The 22,096-nt window shown below is 60.9% G+C and carries 21 protein-coding genes; 8 read left to right on the top strand and 13 right to left on the bottom strand.

Annotation, left to right across the window (positions count from 1 at the left end; translation table 11 throughout):
• Positions 1 to 31: 31 nt before the first annotated feature.
• The 13 genes from FHS74_RS17815 to FHS74_RS17755 all read right to left on the bottom strand — a co-directional run bounded on the left by FHS74_RS17815 (position 32) and on the right by FHS74_RS17755 (position 16,867).
• Positions 32 to 964, bottom strand: a complete 933-nt coding sequence (locus FHS74_RS17815) for a hypothetical protein (protein WP_184803034.1) — start codon at positions 962 to 964, stop codon at positions 32 to 34.
• Entirely contained in the window at positions 957 to 1,235 is a 279-nt protein-coding gene (locus tag FHS74_RS17810) for a hypothetical protein (RefSeq protein ID WP_184803032.1), read from the bottom strand. The genes FHS74_RS17815 and FHS74_RS17810 overlap by 8 nt, the downstream gene beginning before the upstream one ends.
• Complete coding sequence (locus tag FHS74_RS17805; RefSeq protein WP_184803030.1) at positions 1,232 to 3,196, bottom strand: portal protein; 1,965 nt, start codon at positions 3,194 to 3,196, stop codon at positions 1,232 to 1,234. Before FHS74_RS17805 ends, FHS74_RS17810 begins: the two co-directional genes overlap by 4 nt.
• Before the next feature lie 49 nt (positions 3,197 to 3,245).
• Complete coding sequence (locus FHS74_RS17800; RefSeq protein WP_184803028.1) at positions 3,246 to 4,844, bottom strand: terminase large subunit; 1,599 nt, start codon at positions 4,842 to 4,844, stop codon at positions 3,246 to 3,248.
• A 1-nt stretch (position 4,845) separates the two neighbouring features.
• The gene (locus tag FHS74_RS17795; protein WP_184803026.1) at positions 4,846 to 5,310 is read right to left on the bottom strand and encodes a hypothetical protein; all 465 of its coding nucleotides are present in this window, start codon (positions 5,308 to 5,310) and stop codon (positions 4,846 to 4,848) included.
• Between the two features lie 195 nt (positions 5,311 to 5,505).
• Complete coding sequence (locus tag FHS74_RS17790) at positions 5,506 to 7,914, bottom strand: hypothetical protein (protein ID WP_184803025.1); 2,409 nt, start codon at positions 7,912 to 7,914, stop codon at positions 5,506 to 5,508.
• A 7-nt stretch (positions 7,915 to 7,921) separates the two neighbouring features.
• Positions 7,922 to 9,394, bottom strand: coding sequence for a hypothetical protein (locus tag FHS74_RS17785; protein ID WP_184803023.1), 1,473 nt, complete (start codon positions 9,392 to 9,394; stop codon positions 7,922 to 7,924).
• Positions 9,394 to 10,533, bottom strand: a complete 1,140-nt coding sequence (locus tag FHS74_RS17780) for a hypothetical protein (RefSeq protein ID WP_184803021.1) — start codon at positions 10,531 to 10,533, stop codon at positions 9,394 to 9,396. Before FHS74_RS17780 ends, FHS74_RS17785 begins: the two co-directional genes overlap by 1 nt.
• Before the next feature lies 1 nt (position 10,534).
• The gene (locus FHS74_RS17775) at positions 10,535 to 10,978 is read right to left on the bottom strand and encodes a GNAT family N-acetyltransferase (RefSeq protein ID WP_184803019.1); all 444 of its coding nucleotides are present in this window, start codon (positions 10,976 to 10,978) and stop codon (positions 10,535 to 10,537) included.
• Complete coding sequence (locus FHS74_RS31310) at positions 10,975 to 11,373, bottom strand: phage tail assembly chaperone (RefSeq protein WP_184803017.1); 399 nt, start codon at positions 11,371 to 11,373, stop codon at positions 10,975 to 10,977. Before FHS74_RS31310 ends, FHS74_RS17775 begins: the two co-directional genes overlap by 4 nt.
• Positions 11,370 to 14,438, bottom strand: a complete 3,069-nt coding sequence (locus tag FHS74_RS17765) for a hypothetical protein (RefSeq protein WP_184803015.1) — start codon at positions 14,436 to 14,438, stop codon at positions 11,370 to 11,372. Before FHS74_RS17765 ends, FHS74_RS31310 begins: the two co-directional genes overlap by 4 nt.
• A 2-nt stretch (positions 14,439 to 14,440) precedes the next feature.
• Positions 14,441 to 15,592, bottom strand: coding sequence for a hypothetical protein (locus tag FHS74_RS17760; protein WP_184803013.1), 1,152 nt, complete (start codon positions 15,590 to 15,592; stop codon positions 14,441 to 14,443).
• A 471-nt stretch (positions 15,593 to 16,063) separates the two neighbouring features.
• Entirely contained in the window at positions 16,064 to 16,867 is an 804-nt protein-coding gene (locus tag FHS74_RS17755; RefSeq protein WP_184803011.1) for a tail fiber protein, read from the bottom strand.
• Between the two features lie 1,102 nt (positions 16,868 to 17,969).
• Between FHS74_RS17755 and FHS74_RS17750 the strand changes: the two genes are divergently transcribed.
• From FHS74_RS17750 to FHS74_RS17715, 8 genes are all read left to right on the top strand, one after another.
• Positions 17,970 to 18,335, top strand: coding sequence for a helix-turn-helix domain-containing protein (locus FHS74_RS17750; protein WP_184803009.1), 366 nt, complete (start codon positions 17,970 to 17,972; stop codon positions 18,333 to 18,335).
• A 519-nt stretch (positions 18,336 to 18,854) separates the two neighbouring features.
• Positions 18,855 to 19,967 (top strand): tyrosine-type recombinase/integrase, encoded by a 1,113-nt coding sequence (locus FHS74_RS17745; protein ID WP_184803007.1) that lies wholly within the window; start codon positions 18,855 to 18,857, stop codon positions 19,965 to 19,967.
• Between the two features lie 153 nt (positions 19,968 to 20,120).
• Positions 20,121 to 20,447 carry a hypothetical protein gene (locus tag FHS74_RS17740; protein WP_184803005.1) on the top strand — a complete coding sequence of 109 codons (327 nt, stop codon included), beginning with the start codon at positions 20,121 to 20,123 and terminating at the stop codon, positions 20,445 to 20,447.
• 265 nt (positions 20,448 to 20,712) lie between these two features.
• A complete protein-coding gene (locus FHS74_RS17735; protein WP_184803003.1) occupies positions 20,713 to 20,916 on the top strand; it encodes a hypothetical protein in 204 nt (67 codons plus the stop codon).
• Positions 20,913 to 21,116, top strand: a complete 204-nt coding sequence (locus FHS74_RS17730; protein WP_184803001.1) for a hypothetical protein — start codon at positions 20,913 to 20,915, stop codon at positions 21,114 to 21,116. The genes FHS74_RS17735 and FHS74_RS17730 overlap by 4 nt, the downstream gene beginning before the upstream one ends.
• On the top strand, positions 21,113 to 21,328 hold the full coding sequence (locus FHS74_RS17725) for a hypothetical protein (protein ID WP_184802999.1): 216 nt from the start codon (positions 21,113 to 21,115) through the stop codon (positions 21,326 to 21,328). Before FHS74_RS17730 ends, FHS74_RS17725 begins: the two co-directional genes overlap by 4 nt.
• 10 nt (positions 21,329 to 21,338) lie before the next feature.
• Positions 21,339 to 21,488: a hypothetical protein gene (locus tag FHS74_RS17720; RefSeq protein WP_184802997.1), complete on the top strand. Its 150-nt coding sequence runs from the start codon at positions 21,339 to 21,341 to the stop codon at positions 21,486 to 21,488.
• Between the two features lie 17 nt (positions 21,489 to 21,505).
• Positions 21,506 to 21,991 carry a M48 family metalloprotease gene (locus FHS74_RS17715; RefSeq protein ID WP_184802995.1) on the top strand — a complete coding sequence of 162 codons (486 nt, stop codon included), beginning with the start codon at positions 21,506 to 21,508 and terminating at the stop codon, positions 21,989 to 21,991.
• The last annotated feature ends 105 nt before the right edge of the window (positions 21,992 to 22,096 follow it).

Raw genomic sequence — 22,096 nt, 5'->3', positions numbered from 1 at the left:
CGGATTCTTGAGAGTTCTTAGGGGTGACTGGTTAGTCAGCCCAGCGGCCCATGAGGGCGGCCACGGCGTCATCCGTGGAACCGGTGGAGCGCAGGCGCTTCAGGGCGTCGGTCGCGCGGGTGTCGGCGGTAGTCGTCGGCGCCGTGGCGGACGGACGCAAGGGCGCCGTGGGCACCTTCTTGGCGGTGGTCACGGCGGCGGCGGCCTTGGCCTGAGCCTGGTCATAGGCGCGGGCCTTGTGGACCAGCTGGATCAGCCGGGGGTCGGTCACATTGTGGAATTCGTCGGCGGTGAAGCCGCTGGTAACCGCGTAGTCCCGCAAGGTGCCGTAGTGATCCGAGGACCATTCCGGGATGAGCGTGGGCAGAACCTCAAGGGCCGCCTTCGCGCGTTCACGGTAGGCGTGCTGGGCCTGGGCCTGCTGTTCCGCCATGACCGCGGACGCCTCGCGCTCGACAAAGCGCAAGTTATCTTCCGCCTTCTGCATCGCCTGGCGCAGGGCCTGAAAGGACGTGGGGTCCATCTCCCGGGACGCCATGAACAGGTCAACCTTGGCGAAGGGCTCATATTCGGACCTGGCCCGCTGCACCAGGGCGTCCAGGCGTGTGGCCATTGCCGACGTAGCGTCTTCAGCAGCCTTACGGGCCGCAGCGGTTTCCTGCGCCTTCCGGGTAAGGGCCGCTTCCTGGCCCCAAAGACGCTTCAGGTCTTTGACGGCCACCCGGTGCTTCTGCCCGTCAACCTCAATCTCGGTTTCGAGGTCGTCGGGGACAGCCTCGGCCGGGGCCGGTTCGGGCGCCTCGGGGGTACCTTCAGGCTCGACGCCCGGGGTCGTGGCGTCTTCCGCCGGGGCGGTGTCCGTGGCGCCCTCGGTTGGCCGGTCTTCAAACTGCTGCAACAACGCCTCAACGGCGGCGTCGGTGCTGGTGTCAATCTCGTCCGGATGGATAGAGATGTCATTCATAGTGCTGGGATTCTCCGTAGGCCTCGGAAGCCGCTTGGGACTTCAAGAGTTCGTAATAGGCGGTGATTTTGGTGCGGATGGTGCCCACCAGGCCGCGAAGGGCCCGATGGGTCAGGTAAATTTCTTCCCGCCGTCCCTTGTCGAGTTCGTCGGTGGACAACCAGTCCTGAAACATCGTCAGTTCGGTTTCCGCGACGGCGCGGGAAAGGAAGCCGTTGAGGGCTTCGGCGGTGATGCCATCTTGGATCACCGCGAGTTCTTCGGGGGTCATACGCTCACAATAGTGCGGCGGTCGGGGGCCGGGGTCTGCTGGGCCATCGCCAGTTCTGCCGCGTCCAGGACCATCTTGTGTTCAAACTCGGCTTGCCTCAGGCTGATTTCTGAAGCGTGCTGTTGGGCGGTCGCCTGTGTCTTCGCAAAGCCAATCTCGATATCCTTTTGGATTTTCGCGATGTTGGCCTTCATCAACTCGATTTCGAGTTGCGCGCGGGGATCGGGCGGCGGCGGCGGGATGGTCGCGGGGTCCGTCAGGATCGCCTTGGCGTCCTTGATCCCCTGCTTTTCCAGGATGCGGATCAGCAGATTGTACCGGTTGGATTGCTGGTACATCGGACCAAGGCGAGGGTCGGCCGACAGGTACTGGTCCACCTGGATCAGCTTAGCGGCCTCCCGGTCGGCTTCGCCGTATCCCAAGGCCAGATTGATTTCAGCGTCCTTACGCTCGCCCCAGGCGGTCGGGTCAATCTCAACCCAATTTCCGGCAACCTGGATAATCGCCTGCCGGTCCTCGTTTTTGATCACCAAGTCATAGACCCGCAGGAACAGGCGTCGCATGAAGTCGGCCAGCGCGCGCGCAATCACCTTCTGCCGGACCTGTGACACGCTGATCAGCTGTTCAACCATCCCTTGGCTGTTCTGGCTGCTGATCGCGTCCTTGTTCAGACCCTGCGATAATCGGGACAGGCCTGTCACTTCCTCCTTGTCGTCGTCCAACAGGGAGATGGTTTGGAACACAAACGGGTTAAGGGACCCCTGCATCAGGGGCAGGATACCGTCTGGCCGCGACACATTGACGATGCCGCCTAGGCGGTTCTCAAGGAGTTCCTTAGGGTTCGTCAGGGTCCCCCGGACGACCTGATATCGGGGGTTCGTAGTCGTGACGGTGTGATCCACGATGGCGCGTGTCAGCGCTGTGCGGGCGTTCTGGGTTGGGATGACGTGGCCCGCGTACCAGCCGCCGTAAAAGGCATGCGGGATGCGGAGTGGTACAAATTCCTCAAACGGGAAGGCGTCCACCGGCTGCTTCTTGAACACGGTCTTTCCAGCGTACATGAATTGCCAGCGGCTGGTTTTACCGGTGCCCTCAAGGTCCAGCTGCATGTAGACTTCATAGACCATGACCTTGCGGTTCTGAGGCTGCATCTCGTCATCGTCGCCCGACATCAGCCGTTCGCTGCGGGCATTGTCTTCCAAGTCTTGGCTTAGGGCGCCCTCGCTGTTCAGCGCGTCAACACTGCCCCGGGGGAAGCCCATTTTGAGAAGATCGGATACCGTGAGCCGCTGGCGGTGATAGACGTATTCCGCGTCTTGGATGCAGCGCGCGCCGCTGGCGATGCCGAAGTCTTCGGGCGGCACCGCTTCAATGCGAACCTGTGGGGCACTGACAGGGGTCCGGAAAGTTCCGGACAGCAGGCCTGTGTCTTCGGCTAGGGTCAGGTCTTTCACGTCGGCGTCCGGCCGGTCAACCAACGCCGCGCCTAAACCGCCCATGTCGAGGTTGTCAAAGGTCTCGTCCTTGTAGTCCGACACATAGCGGTCGTCCCACCACACCTTAGCGACACCCGCACGGCACATCAGGCCGTCCGTGATCACGTCATAGATGACATCGGCGCCCTTGTTCTGCCGGTAGACAACGAAATTGGTGTACTCCGTGGCGATGCGTGCGGGCTCAACGTCGTCGGCCTGCTGGGGGCTGAAGTAGGCGGGGGAGCTATTGCCGCTGACCGCTTCGACCAGTTGGGAGCGCATCCCATCGACCGCGTCGTAAACGTCCATAGAGACGTAACGGCTGTTTCCCCTGTGCATGGGGGCAGGTAGTTCGCCACTATAGTATCGATAGGCGTCGCGGCGTTCTTTTGAAAGTCTGGTGGAGTAATACCGGCCACCGTCCGTAACAGCACGTTCGATAATCGCGGACAGTTCGTCGTCCGTGTACTTCTTGTACTCAGGCATTCGTATTGGGGGCTCAGTGCTACGGGGTTACTTTAGAGCCCAGGAATCGTTAGAGGGCTTCGTAATAGTAATGGTCATCAACAACCAAAGGCGGCTTGTAGCCTTCCCAAATGTGATTTGCTAAGGCGAGTGCCATAACGGTGTCATCGTGTTCACCCCGTTCCGCTTCCATGGAACCGTTTTCGGTGGTGATGAAGGTTTGCAGTTCCCGGAGCGTATCCCGGTCGTAAAGCGTGATGTCGCGATCACGGATCGTGGCGCGTAACTTGTTGATCACTAAGGGCTTGGTTTTCACGCTCGTCGTGAAACCTAGCTTGACCGTCTCGCGGTCGGTGATCTTGTCCACAACCATTTCGGTGTAGAAGTTCGGATACGCTAAATCTTTACCCAACCGGGTACAGGTCAGCAGGCCGTGATTGTTGTTCTCAACGATAATTCGGGCTTCATTGAAGAAGCGGCCGATGGCGTTGAGGACTTCCGCGAAGTGATCGGGATGGACCCGATCACGATACACCGCGACTTGGCGGTGTTGGCTGTCCAGAACCTGGGCAACGCTGTAGTCCTGGGAAAACACGCCCGTGGCGCCCCCGGGGTCCGCACCCACATAGTAGGTCTCGCCCTCATCAAAGGGCAGGTAACAGGTCAGTGGCCCCCTTGAATGCGGTATCAGCGTATCCCCCTCGACCATCATGCGGCCATGGGGTTCCTCAGGGGCATCGTCCTGCATGTCCCGGATCACTTCCGGTTCAAAGACCGGCCGACCGCTGGTGATAAAGGCGTCCTCGGCGCACGCGGGGTATTCCTGGTTGAACAGGTCGATACCGACAGCAGCCACCTTCCGGCGGCGCCAGAACAATTGGGCGTCGTCCAGTTTGAACCCTGAGACCTTCAGGACCCGTGCGGCTTCGTCGTCTTCGGCCGGGGTACGGCTAAAGCCTTCGGGCGGTTCCTCACGGTATTCACCCATGATGAACCAGGGGATAAACACAGGCAGAAGGCCGTTGGTCCCGGCCACGGCGCCTTGCCACAGTTCATAGAACAGGCCGCTTACGCCGTCCGCAGTGGACTCGATAAACAGGCTGGTGTCGGGGGCTTTGGGGATGGCCTGGTCAAGGCCGTTGTAGATTTCCCGGGCCTTGTTCTTCGGCCAAAAGGCCACCTCGGATAGGTGGGCCTGCTGGATCGTATCGCCGCGCGACACGCTGTCAGACCCGGCGGTGGCGATCTTGTAAGCGCTATCCAAGCGGTCGAAAACCAACTCTTTCTTGGACGAATAGCTTGTGCTGGGGCGTAGGATGTCCGGCACGTTCTCGTGATACCGCCGGGTCATAGTGAAGAGCGTCTGGGTGGCTTCCGCTTCGTGGGTTACCACCAACGCCTTTTGGCCGCGCTTCTGGGACGTTTTGAAATAGATATAGCCGCCCACCATCGTTGATAGACCCTGTTGACGGGCCTTCAGAATGATGATCCGGATCATGCCGGTTTCCCGCAGCTGCTTTTCAATCGCAGCCATCAGGATTTCTTGTGCGGCATTCAGGCGAAGGTTGACAATCTCGCCCGTCTTGGTGCGAATTTTCAGCGCCTTCGCGGCGTAAAACCTGAATTCGTCCCGAAGCCGTTGTCGGATTACTTCGGGTGGTGTCTTCATGTTAGGTGGGGCTGGTGTCTTCCTCGGCGGCCAGCTGGTCCAGCCAGTCTTCGGCGCGCTTCACCTCAACCTTGCTGTCCACGATGCTGGGCGCGCGGCTGTGGGTGTAAGCCGCCAGTTCCTTCAGGGCCTGAAGGCGCTCCCGTGCCCCCAGGGCGTCCGCCCGCACCATCAATTCCATCTCGTAAAGGGGATTGATGGTCAGGCCTGTGCGTTCCTGGATATCGGCAGGTAGCTGTTTGCTCGCCTGGACCAACGGGGCGGCGTCGAACATGGCTTGTTCCGTCTCGACGCGGGTTGAACCGTTGCGCACCCCCTTACGACTGCCGCCGCCGCACTGCGCGCTTCCTTCCGCCGTCTTCACCGCCCTCAGGGCCTTCGCCGTCGCTGTCGTGAACCGGCCCGCCGGGTTCTTGCTGCGCCACTTCTTTACGCGGGCCTTCGGCCGTTCCGCCGGTACTTCCATGGTCTTCCTTAAGTGCTTCTTCGAGGACCCCCAGGACGACACCGCGCAGGGACATGGCCGAAGCGTGGTCGTATCGGCTGGGGAGGTTGGTGCGTAGGTCCCGAAGGACCGCGCGGCGTTGCTCGGGGGTGAGGTTGGGGTTGTCCCGCACGCTCAAGGCCGCGTTCAGGTGGTCCAGTAGGATCAGGGTTGGGGTCATTTCTTCCGGGCTGCTTCAGCCTTCTCAGGGGTATCGTGTCGTATCTGCGCCACGAGGGGCGCAAGGTACTGCTGGGCGGCTTGCAAGGCCTCGGGGGTGACCTGGCCGCTTAAGCCGTCAAGCACGGCCTGGGCGTCCGCCTTGTTATTGCTGGCGCCGATGCGCAACGCCGCGACCTTCAGGGCCGCTAGGTCAGTGCTGGGCAGCTGTACGCCGTCCAGTGCGGCCGAGGCCTGGGTTACCCGCGCCTGGTTGGCATTGGCCTGGGCCATGGCGGGGCTGTAGGGGTCCCCTGCGGTCGCTTTCGGGGGCGGTGGGGCGAACTGCTGGCGTTCGTCCGGGCTGTAGCGGGGCTGGACACCGGCCTTCGTAGCGGCCAGCGGAATCAGGTTCTGCAAGGCATAGAAATCGCCTTGAGGCAGACTCTGCGCGGTGCTGAAGCGATCCATGAGGGACCCCAAGGCGGCCTGGTCCTCAGGGGTTCCGCCATGGGCCACGATGTGATCCCGCAAGTCCCGCACCTGGGCGGGGCTGAAGCCCAGCCGGTGGGCAATCTCGCGGTCCACACCATTAGCCGGGGTGTCGGCGTCAATGGTCGCCTTGCGGCCAATGGCGTACACGTCAACGGGTTTGGGCGGGCCTGTCGTAGCGGGCGCGGCTGGGCCGGGCATCTGGGGCGCCGTTCCGGCCGTGGGTGTCGCAACGGTTGGCATGGGGGGACCACCCACGGCCCACGGGGGGATTGACCCGCCAGGCCAACCACCGGATGCGGGTGCAGCGGCGCCCCCATAGAGGCCCTGAGAGAGGGCCGCAAGGTTGTCGTCCAGCGATCCGGGGTCAATGCCACGGCGCTCAAGGAACGCGGCATTACGGTCCTTGTTCCGAAGTGCGGGTGGCCCGCTTTGTCCGGTCATGCGATCGGTGATAGCGCCCAGGGCCGGGAGAATGGCCCCAGCGGTCCCGCCAACCACGTTTCCGGTGATACCACCGGCCCACCCACCCATCACGCTTCCGGCACCGGTACCTATGGCCCGGCCAAGAGCGGGGGCGAACTTCGCGGCGGCCCGTTCAACAGGCCCCACCGCGTTCTTCTGAAGCCCGGAATAAGTCATGGTGTTCAGGTCAACGACGGACGATTTTAGGGCCGCCACTTGATCCCCAGGGAGATTCAGACCGTCGATAAACGATAGGTCATCCTTGGTGATCGCGCGTTGCCCGGAACCCGCCCGGCGTACGATTTGAGACAGCTGACCGGCTTCCCCGTCGTCAACGACGCCCTGCGAGCGAAGCCCCTCAACCGCCGTGTTCAGCTGAGCCCGCGTGTTGTCCGCCATGGTCCGGAAAAGAACGGACGGGGCTGTGTCAGCACCAGGGGCGCCAGGAATGGCGGTGGGGTTGTAATCGCTGTATGCTTGACCAACGCGGTTGGCGCTTTCAAAGGCCTCGGGGGACGTGGCGTAATCCTTGGCGGCCCGGTGGTTCGCGGGGAAGGCCGCAGCGGCACGGACGGCGCCGACACCCGCAGCTGTAGCGCCTGAACCAACCGCGTCTGCCAGCATGTCGCCAGGATCAACGCTAAGGCCGTCCGCGGTCCCGGCCGTGGAACCGGCCTGGGTTACTGCCGAGGACGCCGCACCGCCGATGACACCGGCCGCGCTGGACTTCGCGATGCCTATGGCGCTGGACCCGGCGACATCGCCCAGGCCCGGAATGAACTTCAGGGCCGCCGCACTGATCAGCCCGGAGGCCGCAGCGGTGACGGCGGCTTGCTTCAGGTCGTCGCGGGACACCTGGTCCCGCCCGTCATGGGCCGCAATGCTCTTGGCGATAGGCCCCAGGGTTTCCATCACGTTGAGGGCGGCGGGGGCAACGATAGCCCCAGCAATGGCGCCACCAGAAGCCCCAGTGGCGGCACCTGCCGCGTTCCCGAGACCGGGCACAACGGAACCCACGACACCACCAGCAGCACCGCCAAGGGCGCCACCGGCCACGGCCCCCGCACCTCGCGCGGCCAGGTCACCAGCCATAGCACCCGCGTTCTCCGCAACCATGCGCGGCACCGCGCCGACACCATAGCCGAATAACGTGGCGTCCCCGTCCCGGGGATGAAGGAACTGTTCCTTGGCCGGTTCGTAGTTCGACGGCGCGGGAACCCCCTGCATCACCTTGCCCCACTCGGGGGCCAGGCCGGTGACTTCAAGGGTCGTGCCGATGCCCTTTACGGGTCCCGCGACCCCAGACATGAGCGCTGAACCCCAGGACCGGTCAGGTTCGGGGCCAGCGGGGGCATCGGTGCCGGTGGGTAGGCTCTTGATGTACTCAGCCAGACGGCGGGCGTCCTCAGTGTTGCCTGCCGCGTCTGCGGCCCGGAGTGCTTGATAGAGCCGCGTCAAATCGTCAGGCATATTGCTGCTACTTCGTGTACTTGTTTATGAGATTTGGGATGTCTGCGAAATCATCGGGCGTCTTACCAGGGGGGCTGGCACCAGGGGACTTTCCGCCGCCCAGAAGATCGCCGTACGTTTGCTGATAGTATTGCTGATCTTTGTCCGCAGCATCGCGATAGACCTTCGCTTGGTATTCCGCGAAGGACCCGCGCGTTGACGGATCAGCGCCTTGGTAACTTGCGGTGGCGTCAATCTCACGTTGGATACCTCTGCGGCGCACGTCCAAGAGGAACTGAAGGGCCTTGGGGTTGGTATCGATGGACGCCATGGCCTGGCTTGCCAACTTGCGCTCGTAGTCGCTGACGGCGCCTTGGCCCTTGAAGAAGGCCGCGCCGGAACTGAGGCCCAGCTGTTTGAACAAGGCGCTTGCGGTCCCCAACGAAGCCGGGTCCACGTCGCCCCATGGAATGCCGGTCATACCGACCAATCCGCGTGTCAGCCTTTCGTCCAGCCTGTTGCCGATGCCGGCGGCAGGATTTAACGCCAGTTGCTGAAGTGTCTCAGTCTGTTCCCGTTGAGCTAACAGGTTCCCGGTGTTCTTAAGGGCCGCGTTGTAGTCCTTGGCGCTCAGATTGTTCGTCGCGCCTGCGCCTGACTGGTAAGCCAGCGCGGCCCCCGCAGGTAGGTGATCAGTCGTGTCCCCGGTCGTCAGGTTCTGGAATGCCGTCTTCCCCTGAAGGGGCAAATAGGACGCCTGAAACATCGTGCCGTCTGGCGCGGTGTAGACCTGCCCGGCCTGGGCGGGGTGTGACAGTGACGCTGTAGACCCTGCCATGGCGCGCTTCATCGCTAAGGCCGCTTGGAACCCCGGGGACGACAGAATAGAGGCCATAGGGGACCCGGAGGCCGCCGGACTGACACCAGGGGCTGAGCCTGAGGTTGGCGCGGGGGTAGTAGCCTGAGGGCCGCCGGAGGCACCCACAGTGCCCCCAGACGCGCCCGCCTTGGTGAACTGCTGGGTAAAGCTGTTGTAGGTCCCTAGGGTCCCATCGCTCCCCATGATGAAAATGTTGCCGTAGTCGTCCTGACCAACGACCTTGCCTTGTTTGGCCTGATCCTGGGCAAGCTGAAGGCCACCCCGGGCCACTTCAGCCGCCGCGTCCTTGTTTCGGCCTTCTGCGGCCTTATAGTCGGCGTCCGCTTGGTTCTTCCCGACTTCCTGACCGTAGTTCAGGGCTGACAGGGTATTCGTGAAAGCCTGCTGTTGGTCCTGCTGCGCCTGCTGCTGCTGCTGTCGTTGCGTCTGCTGGAAAGCCTGATTAGCGCCCGCCGCCGCCTGCCCAAAGGACTGACGGGAACTTAGACCAGCCCCCAGCGCCGACAAGGCGGCACTAAGGGATTGGTACGGGTCCGGCGAGGCTTGCGCCTGGTTAAGCGCGTCGGGGTTCCCCGCGATGATTTGTGAGATCACCGAGGGGTCTAGGAACTGCGAGGCCACTACTTCTTTTCCTTGTCCGCGTCATTGAAGGCTTTACCGATGGACAGGCCCAGGCCCGCGCCCGAAGACGCACCGCCAAGCACACTCGCCAAGGTGCCAGCGCCCGGCGTGGTGCCCGTGGTGGTCGATTGGCTTTGCGTATTGCTGTTGCTGGTGCCGTTGTTGGTGGTGGTCGTGCTGCTGCCGTAGTTTCCGCCGATAAGGCCCTGGTACTGCGCCAGAATCCCAAGGTCGCGAAGGTCGTTGTTGTTGTATTTCGTAACGTTCGCGTCGAGGGTGTTCTGTTCCTGCTGATTTTGCAGTGCGCCAGCACTGTAGATACCACCAGCAGAACTAAGCGCATTGTTCGTGCCTGCCGTTGTGGCGTTTACGCCAGCACCATAAAGTCCTCCCATGCCCGCCGCTGCGGTCGCCTGGGCGGTCATGTTGGTAGAGCGTGCTTGCTCAGCCAGGCTCAAGCCCTGCTGATAGGCCTGCCCCCGAAGATTAGCGGACTGCTGTGCAAGCTGATCCTGGGCGCCCCGTTGGGCGATGCCCTGGGCGATGGCCGTACGGGTACTGTTGGTGTTGCCGGTAGCCGTGGCGCCGCGTTGGATGCCGGGTAAGGTGTTCTCGTTAAAGTTCCGGCTGATATCCGCGCCGATGGCGTCAATCTGCCCGTTCAGCACATCATTGTTGACGTACTGGCCCGCGTCCGCGACGTTCTGCGCCGTGGGGTTCGTCGTGGCGGCCCCATACAGTCCATTGTATTGGTTTGTCGCCGTCTGCCCGTTCGCCAGCAGGCCCGTTCCGCTGTTGATCGTGGACGTTGCCGCTGCGCCACCTTGCGTACCAGCGCTCACAAGGGCGTCAGCCCCGTTCTGCTGGTTGGTGTTCCAACTTGCCGTCATCTGGCCGGGGTCCCAAGTGGACCCTAGAGCGTCATTCGTCGCCGTCTGGGCTTTGCCAAACAGATCAGTCAAGTAGGGCGACTGAGCCGCCCATGGGTTGGTGACTGAACTGCCGTTGCTGCTGGTGCTGGCGTTGGTGCTGGAATTGCTGTTCGTGTTGGTGGTGCTGGTCTGGTCACCGCCACCGAACAGGCCAGCCAGCCCACCGATTGCGGAAGCACCGAGGGCCGCTGCGCCTGTAGAAATCATGTCAGGTACTCTTGATGTAATGAGTTTCCGCCGGGCGGTACCCCATCCGTCTAAAGAGCATCCCCACGGCTTCCGGGCGGATTTCCATGGTGTTGGCCATAATGACCGTCTGGGCGCCCTTCGTGATCAACTCGCGTTCAAGGTCACGAAACAGGGCGACACCCTGGCCGCGATAGGAGGGGTCCACCCAAACAAATGCCTCTTGGCCGATGCGGTGGGAGGCGTTGAAGATGCAGGGGAACAGGACACCCCCCGCCATGCCGACAGGTAAGCCACTGTCGGAAACGAGGACACGCAAGGCGCCGTCCGGGCTGGCGGATAGGTACGTCAGGGTGCGGGTGATGGTTTCTGGATCGGGATCGATCCCCCAGCGGGCGGCCTTAATGAACCGGTCGGCCATTGCGGACAGCTTGGGGAAATCGTCCGGGATGGCGTCACGGATCATGGGGAGAGGGGCCAGATTGGATTGAAGGGGTCAGTGCAGGTTTCGGGAAGGTCCCTGAGGGCTTGTCGGTAGGTTGCCCACGCTTCTTGCCGGGCGGGCGTCATCAGCTGCCAACGGTCGCCCGCCACCTCGATATCCGAGGACGCTAAGCGCCGGAAACGTTCAGCGCGTAGCGCGTGCCAAGCCGTGCTGAGCGCGTCCGCGTCCAGGTCGGCTTGCGGCCGGAGCACCCAGGCGCCATCAACGAGCCGGTGTTGTGGCCCGGGTTCATCCGTGCCGGTGAATTCGACACATGAGAGGCCAAGCGGGGTCACAGCCTCGCTTTGACATGCAAGGGCGCGCACCAGCCACCGGAAGTCACCGGAAGCGGTGTCATAGACAATGAAAGTCTTCATTTGTATTGAGCCCAGACGGCCAGAGATAAGCCGCTTGCTTGTACGCTGCCCTCGGTCTTCCAATACAAGACAGCTTGGTGACTTCCGGCGCCGAGATTCATAGCGTAACTGTAGGTTGGCGTATCGTTGACCGCGCCCATTGTCCTGCTGATCTTCGCGGCCGAATCAACATGAAGCTGTGCATCAACGTTTTTCTGACCGCTGGAATAACTCTGCTGCCAGTTCGCGATGATCAAGCAGTTTGCCGGATGATCCAAAGTGAATTGAAACACAGTCAGCGTCTGGTACTGGTTGTTTCCGGACCATGGCCCGGGGGCCGACACAAACTGAGGGGCTGAGGCGGAGTTTTGGGCAAGGGACTTCCATTTGACAACCTCGACACCCATTCCGTCCACGTCCATGATGGTATTTCCACCATGGTCTGAGAATCGAAATCTAAAGGTATCGTCGTTGCTGTTGAATGGGTCTTGTCCAAGGTAAGCAATCACGCTGCTTCCATCGTATAGGGCGATGTAACAGTGATTGTTTACGGAGGTATTATTGCCGTTGACACTGATCCAGCCGGTACCATTCTTTAGCTGAAGGTCGGCGTTGAACTGTCCGGTAGTCAGGGCGCTGGCGTTGATCGCGCCGTTGAAATAGTATCGGCCGTCAGAGAATGAGACGATCGGCGTCTTTTCAGCCTTTCCGGGCTTTACCATGTACAGATTATCCACGGTAAAGATCATGTTGCCCGTCTGACCATTGTTGTTGGTCTCCCAACCGGTCAGGTAACCGTCACCGTCCAGGCGTAGCGCAGCGCGGGCCAACAAGGTGCCGTCCATGTTAACGCGGGCCTGTGTCTCTGAATCCACCCGGGCGTTGACGGAACCGACATCCTGGTTTGTGCTGTCCACCCGGCCGTTGACGCCGCTGATGGCGTCGTTCGCAGAGTTCACCCGGCCGTCCAGGTTCTGCCAGTTGGACGCGACGGAGGCCTGAACGCTGTCTATGCGGGTCCCTACGGCGCCCGTGGCGTCCGATGCGGCCTGAATAGCACTATCCACCCGGGAGTTGACGGCGGTAATGGCCTTCTGGCGATCCGACGATTCCTGACCGATCTTCCCATCAAGGGTGCCATAGTTCAGCGTGACGGTGCTGTTAACGGAGTCGATACGGGTGCTTAGGGCGCTAACGGCATCCGTACGGGCCCTAATCTCAGAGTCCACGCGGGCGTTGGTGTTTACGCTGTCCAACTGGCGAGTGGAAATCTCACTGTCCAGCTTCGCGCCCACGGTGCCCACCTGGTCGAATACGTCAGATATGCGGCCGTTAGCGCCCGTGATCTGCGTGCCGATTTGCCCAAGCTGGCCACTGATGCCGCCAATCTGGGAATTGATGTCCCGAACCTGGCCGCCAACGCTGCTGAACTGCGCATCCGTCGAGGCTGTCACGGAGTCGATACGGGATGCTAAGGCGGTCTGGGCTGTCGTCAGCGCCTGGGACACACTGTCCACGCGGGCGTTGGTCGCTACGGTGTCCGCCTTGCGGTCCTTAATCTCCTGTGTCAGGTCCCCGCTCAAGTCCGACAACTGACCGCCCACGTTGGAAAACTGCGTGGTCATAGAGGCGGTCAGGGTTTCCGCCTGCTTGGCCATGGCCGAATTGGTGTCGGCCACCGCCTGGGATACGCTGTCCACACGGGCGTTGGTGTTAACGCTGTCTATCCGGCGGTCGCTGGTTTCCTGCCCAATCTTGCTGCCCAAGTCAGCATAATTCTTGCTGACGGTTGCGCTGAGGGCCTTGTGGTCTTCTGCCAGTGCCGTATCAGCGGCGGCATAGGCAATCGCGATTTCATCAATGCGGGCGTTGGTGGCGGTGTCGGCGGTGTTGAAAGATACCTGAAGGGCGTCAGTCCGTTCCGCAAGCGCATGATTGGTGTCCGCCAGGGCCTTCGACACGCTATCGATGCGCGCGTTGGTCGTTACGTCTTTCGCTGTCACGGTGGCGCTGAGAGCCTGGGTAGCCTCGGCAAGGGCGCTATCGGCTGTCGCGTAGGCTGTCTGAACGTCATCGATACGGGCGTTTGTCGCCGCATCTTTGGCCTTAACGGTGGCCTCAATAGTGTCCTGCCGCTTGGTCAGGGCCGTGTCGGCCGTCGCATAGGCTATCTCGACATCATCAATTCGGGCGTTCGTCGCCGCGTTCTTGGTCGTGACGGTCGCTGAAAGGGTCCGCGTTGCTTCAGCAAGCGCGCTATCGGCTGTCGCGTAAGCAATCGCGATTTCATCAATGCGGGCGTTGGTCGTCGCGTTCTTGGTCGTAACGGTAGCTTCCATGCTATCCATCCGTTCCGCCAAGGCTTCGTCAGCGTCCGCGTAGGCTAATTCTATGTGGCTGATCCGCGCGAGCGATTTGGTATCCGCCGTGTTGAAGGCGGCTTGCAGCACGTCAACACGTTCAGCCATGGAATACGTGTCCGTCGCTACCGCTGTCACGGTGTCCCGCACGGCGGCGAAGCCGGAATCCATGCGGTCCCCAAGGTCCACGATGGTCTGTGTCACCCCGTCCGTGATGCTGTTCACGGCGGCGGCCACGCGGCCAAACTCGGTGTCCGTGTAGCGCTTCAGGCTGTCCACCAGCTGTGGCGCCTGCTGACGCTGATAGCGGATCACCGGCAGTAGGTCGGCGGTCGCGTATGTGGTGAACGTATAAGCCCCTTCGGCGGTGGTCCCATCACTGGCGGTGACGTTCAGGCTAAGGCTGGTTGCGGTGTCGGGCTCCAAAGGCGTGAATAGCATCGTCCGCAACGCTATGCGGGTCATCGTCAGCGAGGCTTTGATGGTAACGTGGTCACTTCCCGTGCCGGTGACGCCAAGGCCCCCACATTCGATATGGCCGTTCGTGGCCGTAATGGTGGTCGTGTAAGTCAGCGCACCGCCACCGATGACGGGAAGCTGGCCATCACCACCCGGGACGCTCACGGGCTTATCGGCTGGATTGTCGAAGTCTATCCCGGGGAAGAAGATCGGGACACCGGCCCTGACCTTCGATTCCACTTCGGGAAGGGTCAGGGTCGGCCCCATCGTTACCTTCTTCCTAGTATTACAACGTCGGCGTCAAAGCCGGAGAAATGAAAATCGCTCGGTTCATCGCAGTAGAGGCGATAAGATAGGAACCTGCCTGATGAGCGAAGGTCTATCTGATAGTCCGTATCGACATCGTAGGGTATCGGTGGGTCCCATGTGACTGATCCATTCGGAATATCGGACGTTCCGAATCGGAAATAAACCCTAACGCCGGTCTTTATTGCCGTGATTTCAGGCCACAGCTTGCGGGCATACTTGTAGCCGGTGAGGGCTGGCCCCACGACGGCATCAAGGTCCACATAGGTTCGCTCAACGAAAGCCCTGGGCATCACTGCCAAGTCCGCCGGGGCCGTCACCACGCCATCGTCAACGCGGTCACTGGCATACATGATGCCGGTCAGGCCCGCGTCTGATGTGTCGCCGTTCTTGCACAGAAAGACGCTATGGGCCTGATAGCCGTCGTCTTGGGATGCCCAAGAACCGCCCAGGTTATCCCAGGTTAGGTTCGCAGCGCTTTCCCATGTGTGAATGGTGTTGGTGTCCATGAACGCGGCCCCGGTGGCGTCGGGGAGGTCCACGAAGGACCATTGACCGGTGTTATAAGCGAACACCGCAGCGCGGTTACATCGGTCGGGGTTCTTGTAGGCGGTCTGCCCGTCACTGCTGGGATAGCAGAACCAAAGGAGGTTCATGGCCTGGTCGTGGTGGACGAAACACCGGTCAGCCTTGGACATGTTCAGGCTACTGAAGATGTACCGCCGGACCTTGTTGTCACACACCGACAACTTGGAAATCCCGTCGTGGGTATAGATATCCGTGGGGCCGAATACGAAGTGCTTACGGTCCACCTCGACCGAACAATTGCTGTTGATTATCCCCTGATCCGTGAAGATCGCCCGAAACGTGAAGATGTCATTCCCACCCACATATTCGGCGGCCCACACTTCATTGCGGGCGTAAATCACAAAGGCGTCGCCCAGCTGGCAACCGTCTATGATCGGGGATGCCAGGTTTGACAGCAGGTTTTCACCAGCGCTGTTGGTGGTGGACGCGGGGTCCCATGATGGGTCCACGTTGTCGGCGGACACGATGTCCGACCATTTGACCATGGTCCCATTGACCGTACCGTTCGCGGTGACGTTCAGGGCCACCAGGAAATCCCGGAAGGTCCTGAGGGACCGCGCGCGGTAGCCCGTGGGCCAGTTCGACAAAACCCTGAAGGCGGCTGTCGTTGGGCCGCAGGTAGGTAGGTAGGTCTTCCGCCCGGTTCAGATAAAGGACGCTGTTCAGGAACCCAGCGGTCGGCGGGGTTACACCCGGGACCGCAGGATGCCCATTCGGGTTGATCGGAACTGAGGTTCCCGATTGCGTCTTGAACCATCGTCCATCGGTGCCAACGCTGATCAGTGAATCATAGTCGTTCGGCGGGGTGACGCTGGTGCACCAGTAGGTCGGCGCGGGGATCGTGGCAACACGGCGCAGCACGGGCGCGCGCTTGATCTTGCCGTTCTCAAAGATGACGTTCACGGCCATGGAGAGGCCGGGTGTAGGCATGTTGTGTGGGGCGAGGTCCGCCAGCACCCCGCCGGAACCGATGTCCCGAATGGGGAAGATGGGCATGCTCAGGTCTTCATGATGTAAACGAGGGTGTAGTAAGGCGGCAGCACGCTCACGGTATGCGTATGGGCGCCGTCCTCGGGAATCGTGTGGGTGTGGGCCTTGCCACCCCCTGCCGCATCGGTGGTCAGGTTCTGAAAGGCTGGGCCGTTCTGGGCGTTGGCGGCGAAACCAGACTGCAACGTCTGTTCCCCGGTGCCCGTGTGGAACCCATGGGAGTGCGAGGGGATTTGATCCACGGTCAGGGCGGTTCCACCCGTGCCGCCGCTATGTGAATGCTGTCCGGCTGAGCCGGTGGTGGCCGTCGAGGCGCCGCCGGTCTTCCCGATGTCCGCGGTCGAACCGCCCAGGATGAACCGGCCGCGAAGATCGGGTGTCCCGTTGCTGCCGTCGCACAGAACCCACCCGGTGGGGATGCTGGACCCGGCCCACATGAGGATTGACCCGCTGGGTATCCTTGCGGCCTTGAGGGTCGTCACATCGGTGCCCAGGCCCGCCACAGTGGTGCCTAGGGTGGCCAGCGTGGTCCCCAGGGTCGCCACCTGGGGGCTTAGGGCTGCCACAGTGGTGCCCAGGGTGGTTACCGTCGAGGTGACCGAAGACACCGAGGAATTGAGGGCGGTGATGCTGGCGGGCAGGCCGTTCAGGTCGTCTTGGGAGACATTGAGGGCACCCGACAGTTTCGGGAAGGTGGCCAGAAGGACCGCCTTCAGCATTCGGATATGGTCATCCCCCTGGGCCGTGGGGTCGGTCGGGTATGGGTTGGCCGCGTCCAGGCCGGTGACGTAGGACGCACTTTCGAGGGGCATATTGTCGCATTCTTGACGTCTGTTCCCGTTCTGTTCTACAACTGCCGAACCCAAGGGGGTGTTAGTGCCGGAACAATCGGGGTTGCATATGTTGGGTAAATGTGTGCCGGGGATGGTGGCCCTGGGGGGTGAGATTGAGAAAATCCGGCGGGGTCTTAACGGTACCCTGCGGCCGAACAACAACAACAACGACAAACCCCAAAGGAACCTCGAAAGGCTCTCTTTATAGACCCCCTGGGGGCCGGTTTCGGTGCTGCGGCGACGCGCTCGCGGCACGACACATCTTGTCTAGATATTAGAGTATGTGGGGGAACCCCAGGGAAACCAAGGGACTGACACCGAAGGCGCCCCGACTATGCCGTGAATGTGCCAAGTGATTAGTATGAACCACGGGCGTGGGACTGTCCTAAGCCGCTGTACTAAGCGGTACAGACTAGATATGGGGTCACACTTGGCAAGCATCACAACCTATCCCGATGGCGAAAATCAAGCCTAACAGAAAAAGGGCTATTGCATCGCCATAGGGAACCCCCTAAGTTCCCCAAGGAGAACGCCATATTAACGAAGCGATATGCCCTCAGGTTATGGGGGCCTAGCGTTCGGATAGGTCACTTCTACCGAAAGGACGGCGTCATGCCCTACGTAGGCTTAGTTATGGGACGGGATGGGGGATGCGTTGGGATAGCTTAGCGGTACGCCTAGCAAGACCTGCGCCCCTTGCGGGCGCCCCCGCGATGCCTGCAAACCGGCTGGTGTGGCGCTACACGAGTAGTGCTGTTGACCGTGGGTTAAACCTGAAGGCACAAAGGGCAAAAGGTCGCACCATTGCGTTAACGGATTGCAAACAAGGGACAACAGCACCGTGTCACAGGTTCAGGATACTAACGACGAACTAACAAAGGTCGTGGGCTGGCTTCAGCTTGCACTAATCGACCGCCTTTCCGACGCGCAGTTTGAGGACGTTATGGCCTACCTCGCAGCACGGGAGGGTTTAACCTTCGGTGATGATTGATCCGGTTCGCCACGGTGAACTTTTGGGGTACACAGTGCCAAAAAAGCATGTTAGAAGCGGCCCACGACAATTTAAGCCGCTTGGGACATCATGGCAATCATCATACGTGAACACCAAGAACAGCAGCGGAAGACATCCGGCGCCTATCTGGCGCAGTGCCGTCAGGATGCCGGATTGGTCACATCACAGGTCGCAGAAGCCCTAGGCTATCAACAGCGGTCAACCATCAGCCAGATTGAGAATGGTCAGGGGAAACTGCGGCCCGACCGCTGGGCACCCTTCGCTAAGCTGACAGGCGTCAACCCGGGAAGTCTTATGGCTCGCCTACTGTTCTGGGACTACCCAGAAATTTTCCAGGCGTTATTCCGGGATGCGTCCATTGAGGCGGCTGCCGAGGTGATCAATCAAGGTCAAGAGCGTGGGACGCTTCTGCCAATGATAGACGCGCGCCCTTGATCACCTCAGACTTCATGATGGAAAACTAAAAGGACCGAAGATCCTTCATCATGAATCGTAAAGTGTACCTAAATATTGTATATTAATATAATAATATATCATTTTATCTTAAGTTACATCATAGAAATATTTATAACTTTAGATAATATATGACGTATATTTAAGTAATACGTCGTGGCTTTCTTATAAGCCCGTTCCAAAATGGTCGGTGGTTTATGGTGACGGTGCCGTGTGGTATGCGTCAGCGCCCTTCGGGATGGCACAGGGGTGGCCCCGAGGGTGAGGCAGGCGGTTGCTGTCTTCTATAGGCGGGAAATTTGGACGTACTAGGGATTGTGTGTCGGCACACAACATGTTGTGTATCGTCTATGGTTCCCCATAGGGAACTTTCCCCTTGCGTCCCCATGGGGAACTTCTTACAATCCTCAAGAACATAAAGACGCCATAGGGGCAGGCTTCGGCGAAGGCCGGTTGCTGTCTTCTATAGGCGGGAAATTTGGACGTACTAGGGGTAGCGTCATGAAGCTCTATAAGCCACAAGAAAGCGTATTCTGGTGGGTTGATTTCTCTGTCAACGGCAAGCGCCTTCGCAAGTCCACCAAGCGGACGTCCAAGACCGAAGCCCGTGAAGTGGCCCAGGCCATGCTGAAAAAAGAGATGGATCGTGTTCAGCTAGGTGCCGCCGAGGAATTGACTATCAAGGATGCTCTTGAGCGCTACCTAAAGACTATCGAGGGACGGCCGTCGTACGGCCCCCGAAAGGTCCTTAAGGGGAAACTAATTGGCGAGACTAGGCCGAACCCTAAAAGCTGGTTTATTCCCCCAACGACATTGATGTCAGAAATCACCACCGCCACCGCGCTAACATTGTGGAAGGAGCGGGAAGGGGAGGGCTTCAAGGGGAACTATATCGGTAATGAGATTGGCTTACTAGGGCGTGTCTATAACTTATGCCGTGATGTTTGGGGCGTGGCGGTGGCCCCCAATGTTCGTTTTGCCGCGCCTAAGTATGAACCGAAGACACGATATCTGACCCTGGACGAAGAACGTCGCCTGTTAGAAGAACTGCACCCCGACAAACTGCCGCCGATGGCGCGGGGTGTCGTGGGGCCAGCCCGTCAGGACCTATGGGACTTTGCTGTGTTCCTGCTAGACACAGGATGTCGTCACACCGAGGGCGCAACTATGACGTGGCATGACGTGGATTTCGAGCGCGGTGTGTTGCACCTTTACCGCAGCAAGGTCAAGAATCGATCGGTGTTGGCAATGACCGCTCGCCTTCGGGCTGTCCTTGAGCGTCGCTATCGGACCCGCCGAGACGAAGCCAGCCCCTACATATTTCCCGGCCGGAAGGATTCCAAGACTCCACGGGGGTATTCGGCGGCGGCCTTCACGGCGGCAATGGAACGGGCGGGGATCAACGACCCCGTGGTAATCGCACGACGTGGAAAAGCTACCATCCACACCCTGCGCGACACCTTCGCCACCAAGCTGATCATGAACGGTGTGTCACTGTTTGAGGTGTCCAAACTGCTAGGTCACTCAACAATGAGCATGACTGTAAAATATGCGCACCTCGAACATGAAACGGTTAGCCGTAACGCGGTCTCTGTCTTAGACAAGCTCGCTTGACGAACAGCCCCGCCCTAACCCGGCGGGGTTTTTTTTTGAGGGCCATCGGGGGCGTAAAAAAGTTCCCCGTGGTGAACTTACCGCTTGCATCTCCATGGGGAACTATCTAAGGTCTACCTCAACGCCGCAACGCGAACCGAGGGAAACCAACCCATGACGCGCCGCTTTTACGAAGTCTTTGATGTCCGCACAGGCCCCACCCTGGGGTACGCCCTTGCCGAGACCCCTGAAGCCGCGTGCGCGGCCTTCGCGGAAGACAACGGGATCACTGACAGCTTCCTGGACGCTGAGCACCACGCGGCTTCCCCGGCCCTGAACGATGCCCCTGAAGCCGTGCGGGTGCAGCGTCTGGCGTGGGTGCTTGACCACGATTGGGGGAAGTACGCCCGCGTCACCAACGAAGGCTTGGAATGCATCAATTGGGATGGCCAGCCGGTCCCGCAGACCTGGACGGAACTGCGCGCCTGGGCGGGGTACTGATCATGGCGACCCATGCGACCAAGGCCCTAGAACTTCGCACGGCCCTACTAGACGTGCGCTATCGGCGCGGCGACGCGGCGGCCCTACTCGCGCGCTGCAAGGACTGGCAGGCGCAGGTTGAGGAAGAAGAGTGGCGCCTTCGGGACGCTCTCCGAAGCGGGCAGATGCTAGAGAGCGCCTTAGATCTATTGGACAACGCAGCACAGGCTATTCGTGGTGTCGCCCGGAACTGCGAGGAAATCCTGACCAAGCCGGGGTACCGGCCATGACCACTCGCCCAACCTTCACGGTCCGCTTCGACGCCGAATGGCACGAATTCCAGGTTCACTACCGCTATCGCGGACGCCCCACATCCTGCCCGGCGGCGGACTACGCGGACGCCATGGGGACAGCCCAGCAGATGGCCCAGCGGTTCAACGGGGAGGTGGTCGACAAGACCCCCAAGCGCCTGCGGAAGACGGAGGAATGACCATGATCACTCTGACTATCCCCGGGCAACCCCCACGGTCCTTCACGTCACGATGGGCCGCCCACGAAACCCTTGTACGGGAATTCCGTCTCAGCGAGATGCGCGCCGCGAACGCGCTGTGCGCTGCGGTGTCAGCGGAGATGCTGACCAAAGACGGCGATGTGCTGACCCTTATCCACGAAGGGGAGACCGAGCTATGACCGCCCCGACCATCAATCACTTTTACGTCACCGCCGTGAACGGTTCCCGCAAGCACTTCGTTGCCGGGCCGTACCCTGACCACGCCACCGCGTTGGACCGGGTGGAAGCCGTGCGCGCCCACGCGGATGAGAAAGACCCCCGTGCCTGGTTCATGGCGTGGGGCACGGCGGGGGCTTCAGCCATCATCAAGACGCCCTTAGGCGCATTCTGAGGGGGCCGCCGTGTTCCACCCCGGTCAAGCCATCAAGTCCACCCTGTACGCCACCCTCACCGGCATCGTCCTGTTCGCCTACGGCGCGCGCATCGTCGTCCGTTGGGACAGCAACGGCGCGGTGTCCACCGCAGGCCCACTGGACATCTTCGCGGCCTGAAACCGAAAGCCAATCACATGCTGAGCAAGTCCCGTGGCGCGGCCCTTGCCGCCGCCCTAGCCCTGTCCGCGTGCGCAACCGATGGAACCCCTGAACAGTACGCCTATGCCGCCCGGGTGACCCCCGGCATTTCCCAATGGATCGCGGGGCGCCTGGGCGTCCCCCAGCTGGACGACATCCGCGTTGTCATTGACGATCAACGCATGTACGGGGCGATGCGCGCAGCGGGGGAGCGGCCCCGCCCTGATCAGACGATCAATGGCGTCTATGTCTGGGCTGATCATACGATCTATCTAAACGCCTGGACGTTTACCCCGGGCACCCAAAGCCGCGCTGTGTTGGCCCATGAGATTGCCCACCACTACCAAGCTCGGTACCACGGCGGGGTGCTTGTGGGGCCGTGCAGGAACCTCTTGGAAGCCGAAGCGTATAACCTCGAAAACGCGGTGCGGGTAGCGGCGGGGGAGCGGCCTGTACCGGTGCCGGACCCGGGGTGTGAATAAAAGGGCGCGTACCGATTTTCGGTATTGCCTGTGTGCCGACTTTCGGTACATACTCCCCGCGTGGACAGGGACGGAAGGGCCGTCACCTGCCACACGGAGGAGAAA

The organism is Nitrospirillum iridis (assembly GCF_014205765.1).
Classification (GTDB): Bacteria; Pseudomonadota; Alphaproteobacteria; order Azospirillales; family Azospirillaceae; genus Nitrospirillum; species Nitrospirillum iridis.
Note: the sequence above shows the minus strand (reverse complement) of the source record. Positions and strands in the feature narration are given on the sequence as shown.

Coding starts and splice junctions, on each gene's coding strand:
- FHS74_RS17815 (WP_184803034.1), bottom strand. CDS start 964: ATGAATGACATCTCTATCCATCCGGACGAGATTGACACCAGCACCGAC.
- FHS74_RS17810 (WP_184803032.1), bottom strand. CDS start 1,235: ATGACCCCCGAAGAACTCGCGGTGATCCAAGATGGCATCACCGCCGAA.
- FHS74_RS17805 (WP_184803030.1), bottom strand. CDS start 3,196: ATGCCTGAGTACAAGAAGTACACGGACGACGAACTGTCCGCGATTATC.
- FHS74_RS17800 (WP_184803028.1), bottom strand. CDS start 4,844: ATGAAGACACCACCCGAAGTAATCCGACAACGGCTTCGGGACGAATTC.
- FHS74_RS17795 (WP_184803026.1), bottom strand. CDS start 5,310: ATGGAAGTACCGGCGGAACGGCCGAAGGCCCGCGTAAAGAAGTGGCGC.
- FHS74_RS17790 (WP_184803025.1), bottom strand. CDS start 7,914: ATGCCTGACGATTTGACGCGGCTCTATCAAGCACTCCGGGCCGCAGAC.
- FHS74_RS17780 (WP_184803021.1), bottom strand. CDS start 10,533: ATGATTTCTACAGGCGCAGCGGCCCTCGGTGCTTCCGCAATCGGTGGG.
- FHS74_RS17775 (WP_184803019.1), bottom strand. CDS start 10,978: ATGATCCGTGACGCCATCCCGGACGATTTCCCCAAGCTGTCCGCAATG.
- FHS74_RS31310 (WP_184803017.1), bottom strand. CDS start 11,373: ATGAAGACTTTCATTGTCTATGACACCGCTTCCGGTGACTTCCGGTGG.
- FHS74_RS17765 (WP_184803015.1), bottom strand. CDS start 14,438: ATGGGGCCGACCCTGACCCTTCCCGAAGTGGAATCGAAGGTCAGGGCC.
- FHS74_RS17755 (WP_184803011.1), bottom strand. CDS start 16,867: ATGCCCCTCGAAAGTGCGTCCTACGTCACCGGCCTGGACGCGGCCAAC.
- FHS74_RS17750 (WP_184803009.1), top strand. CDS start 17,970: ATGGCAATCATCATACGTGAACACCAAGAACAGCAGCGGAAGACATCC.
- FHS74_RS17745 (WP_184803007.1), top strand. CDS start 18,855: ATGAAGCTCTATAAGCCACAAGAAAGCGTATTCTGGTGGGTTGATTTC.
- FHS74_RS17740 (WP_184803005.1), top strand. CDS start 20,121: ATGACGCGCCGCTTTTACGAAGTCTTTGATGTCCGCACAGGCCCCACC.
- FHS74_RS17735 (WP_184803003.1), top strand. CDS start 20,713: ATGACCACTCGCCCAACCTTCACGGTCCGCTTCGACGCCGAATGGCAC.
- FHS74_RS17730 (WP_184803001.1), top strand. CDS start 20,913: ATGACCATGATCACTCTGACTATCCCCGGGCAACCCCCACGGTCCTTC.
- FHS74_RS17725 (WP_184802999.1), top strand. CDS start 21,113: ATGACCGCCCCGACCATCAATCACTTTTACGTCACCGCCGTGAACGGT.
- FHS74_RS17715 (WP_184802995.1), top strand. CDS start 21,506: ATGCTGAGCAAGTCCCGTGGCGCGGCCCTTGCCGCCGCCCTAGCCCTG.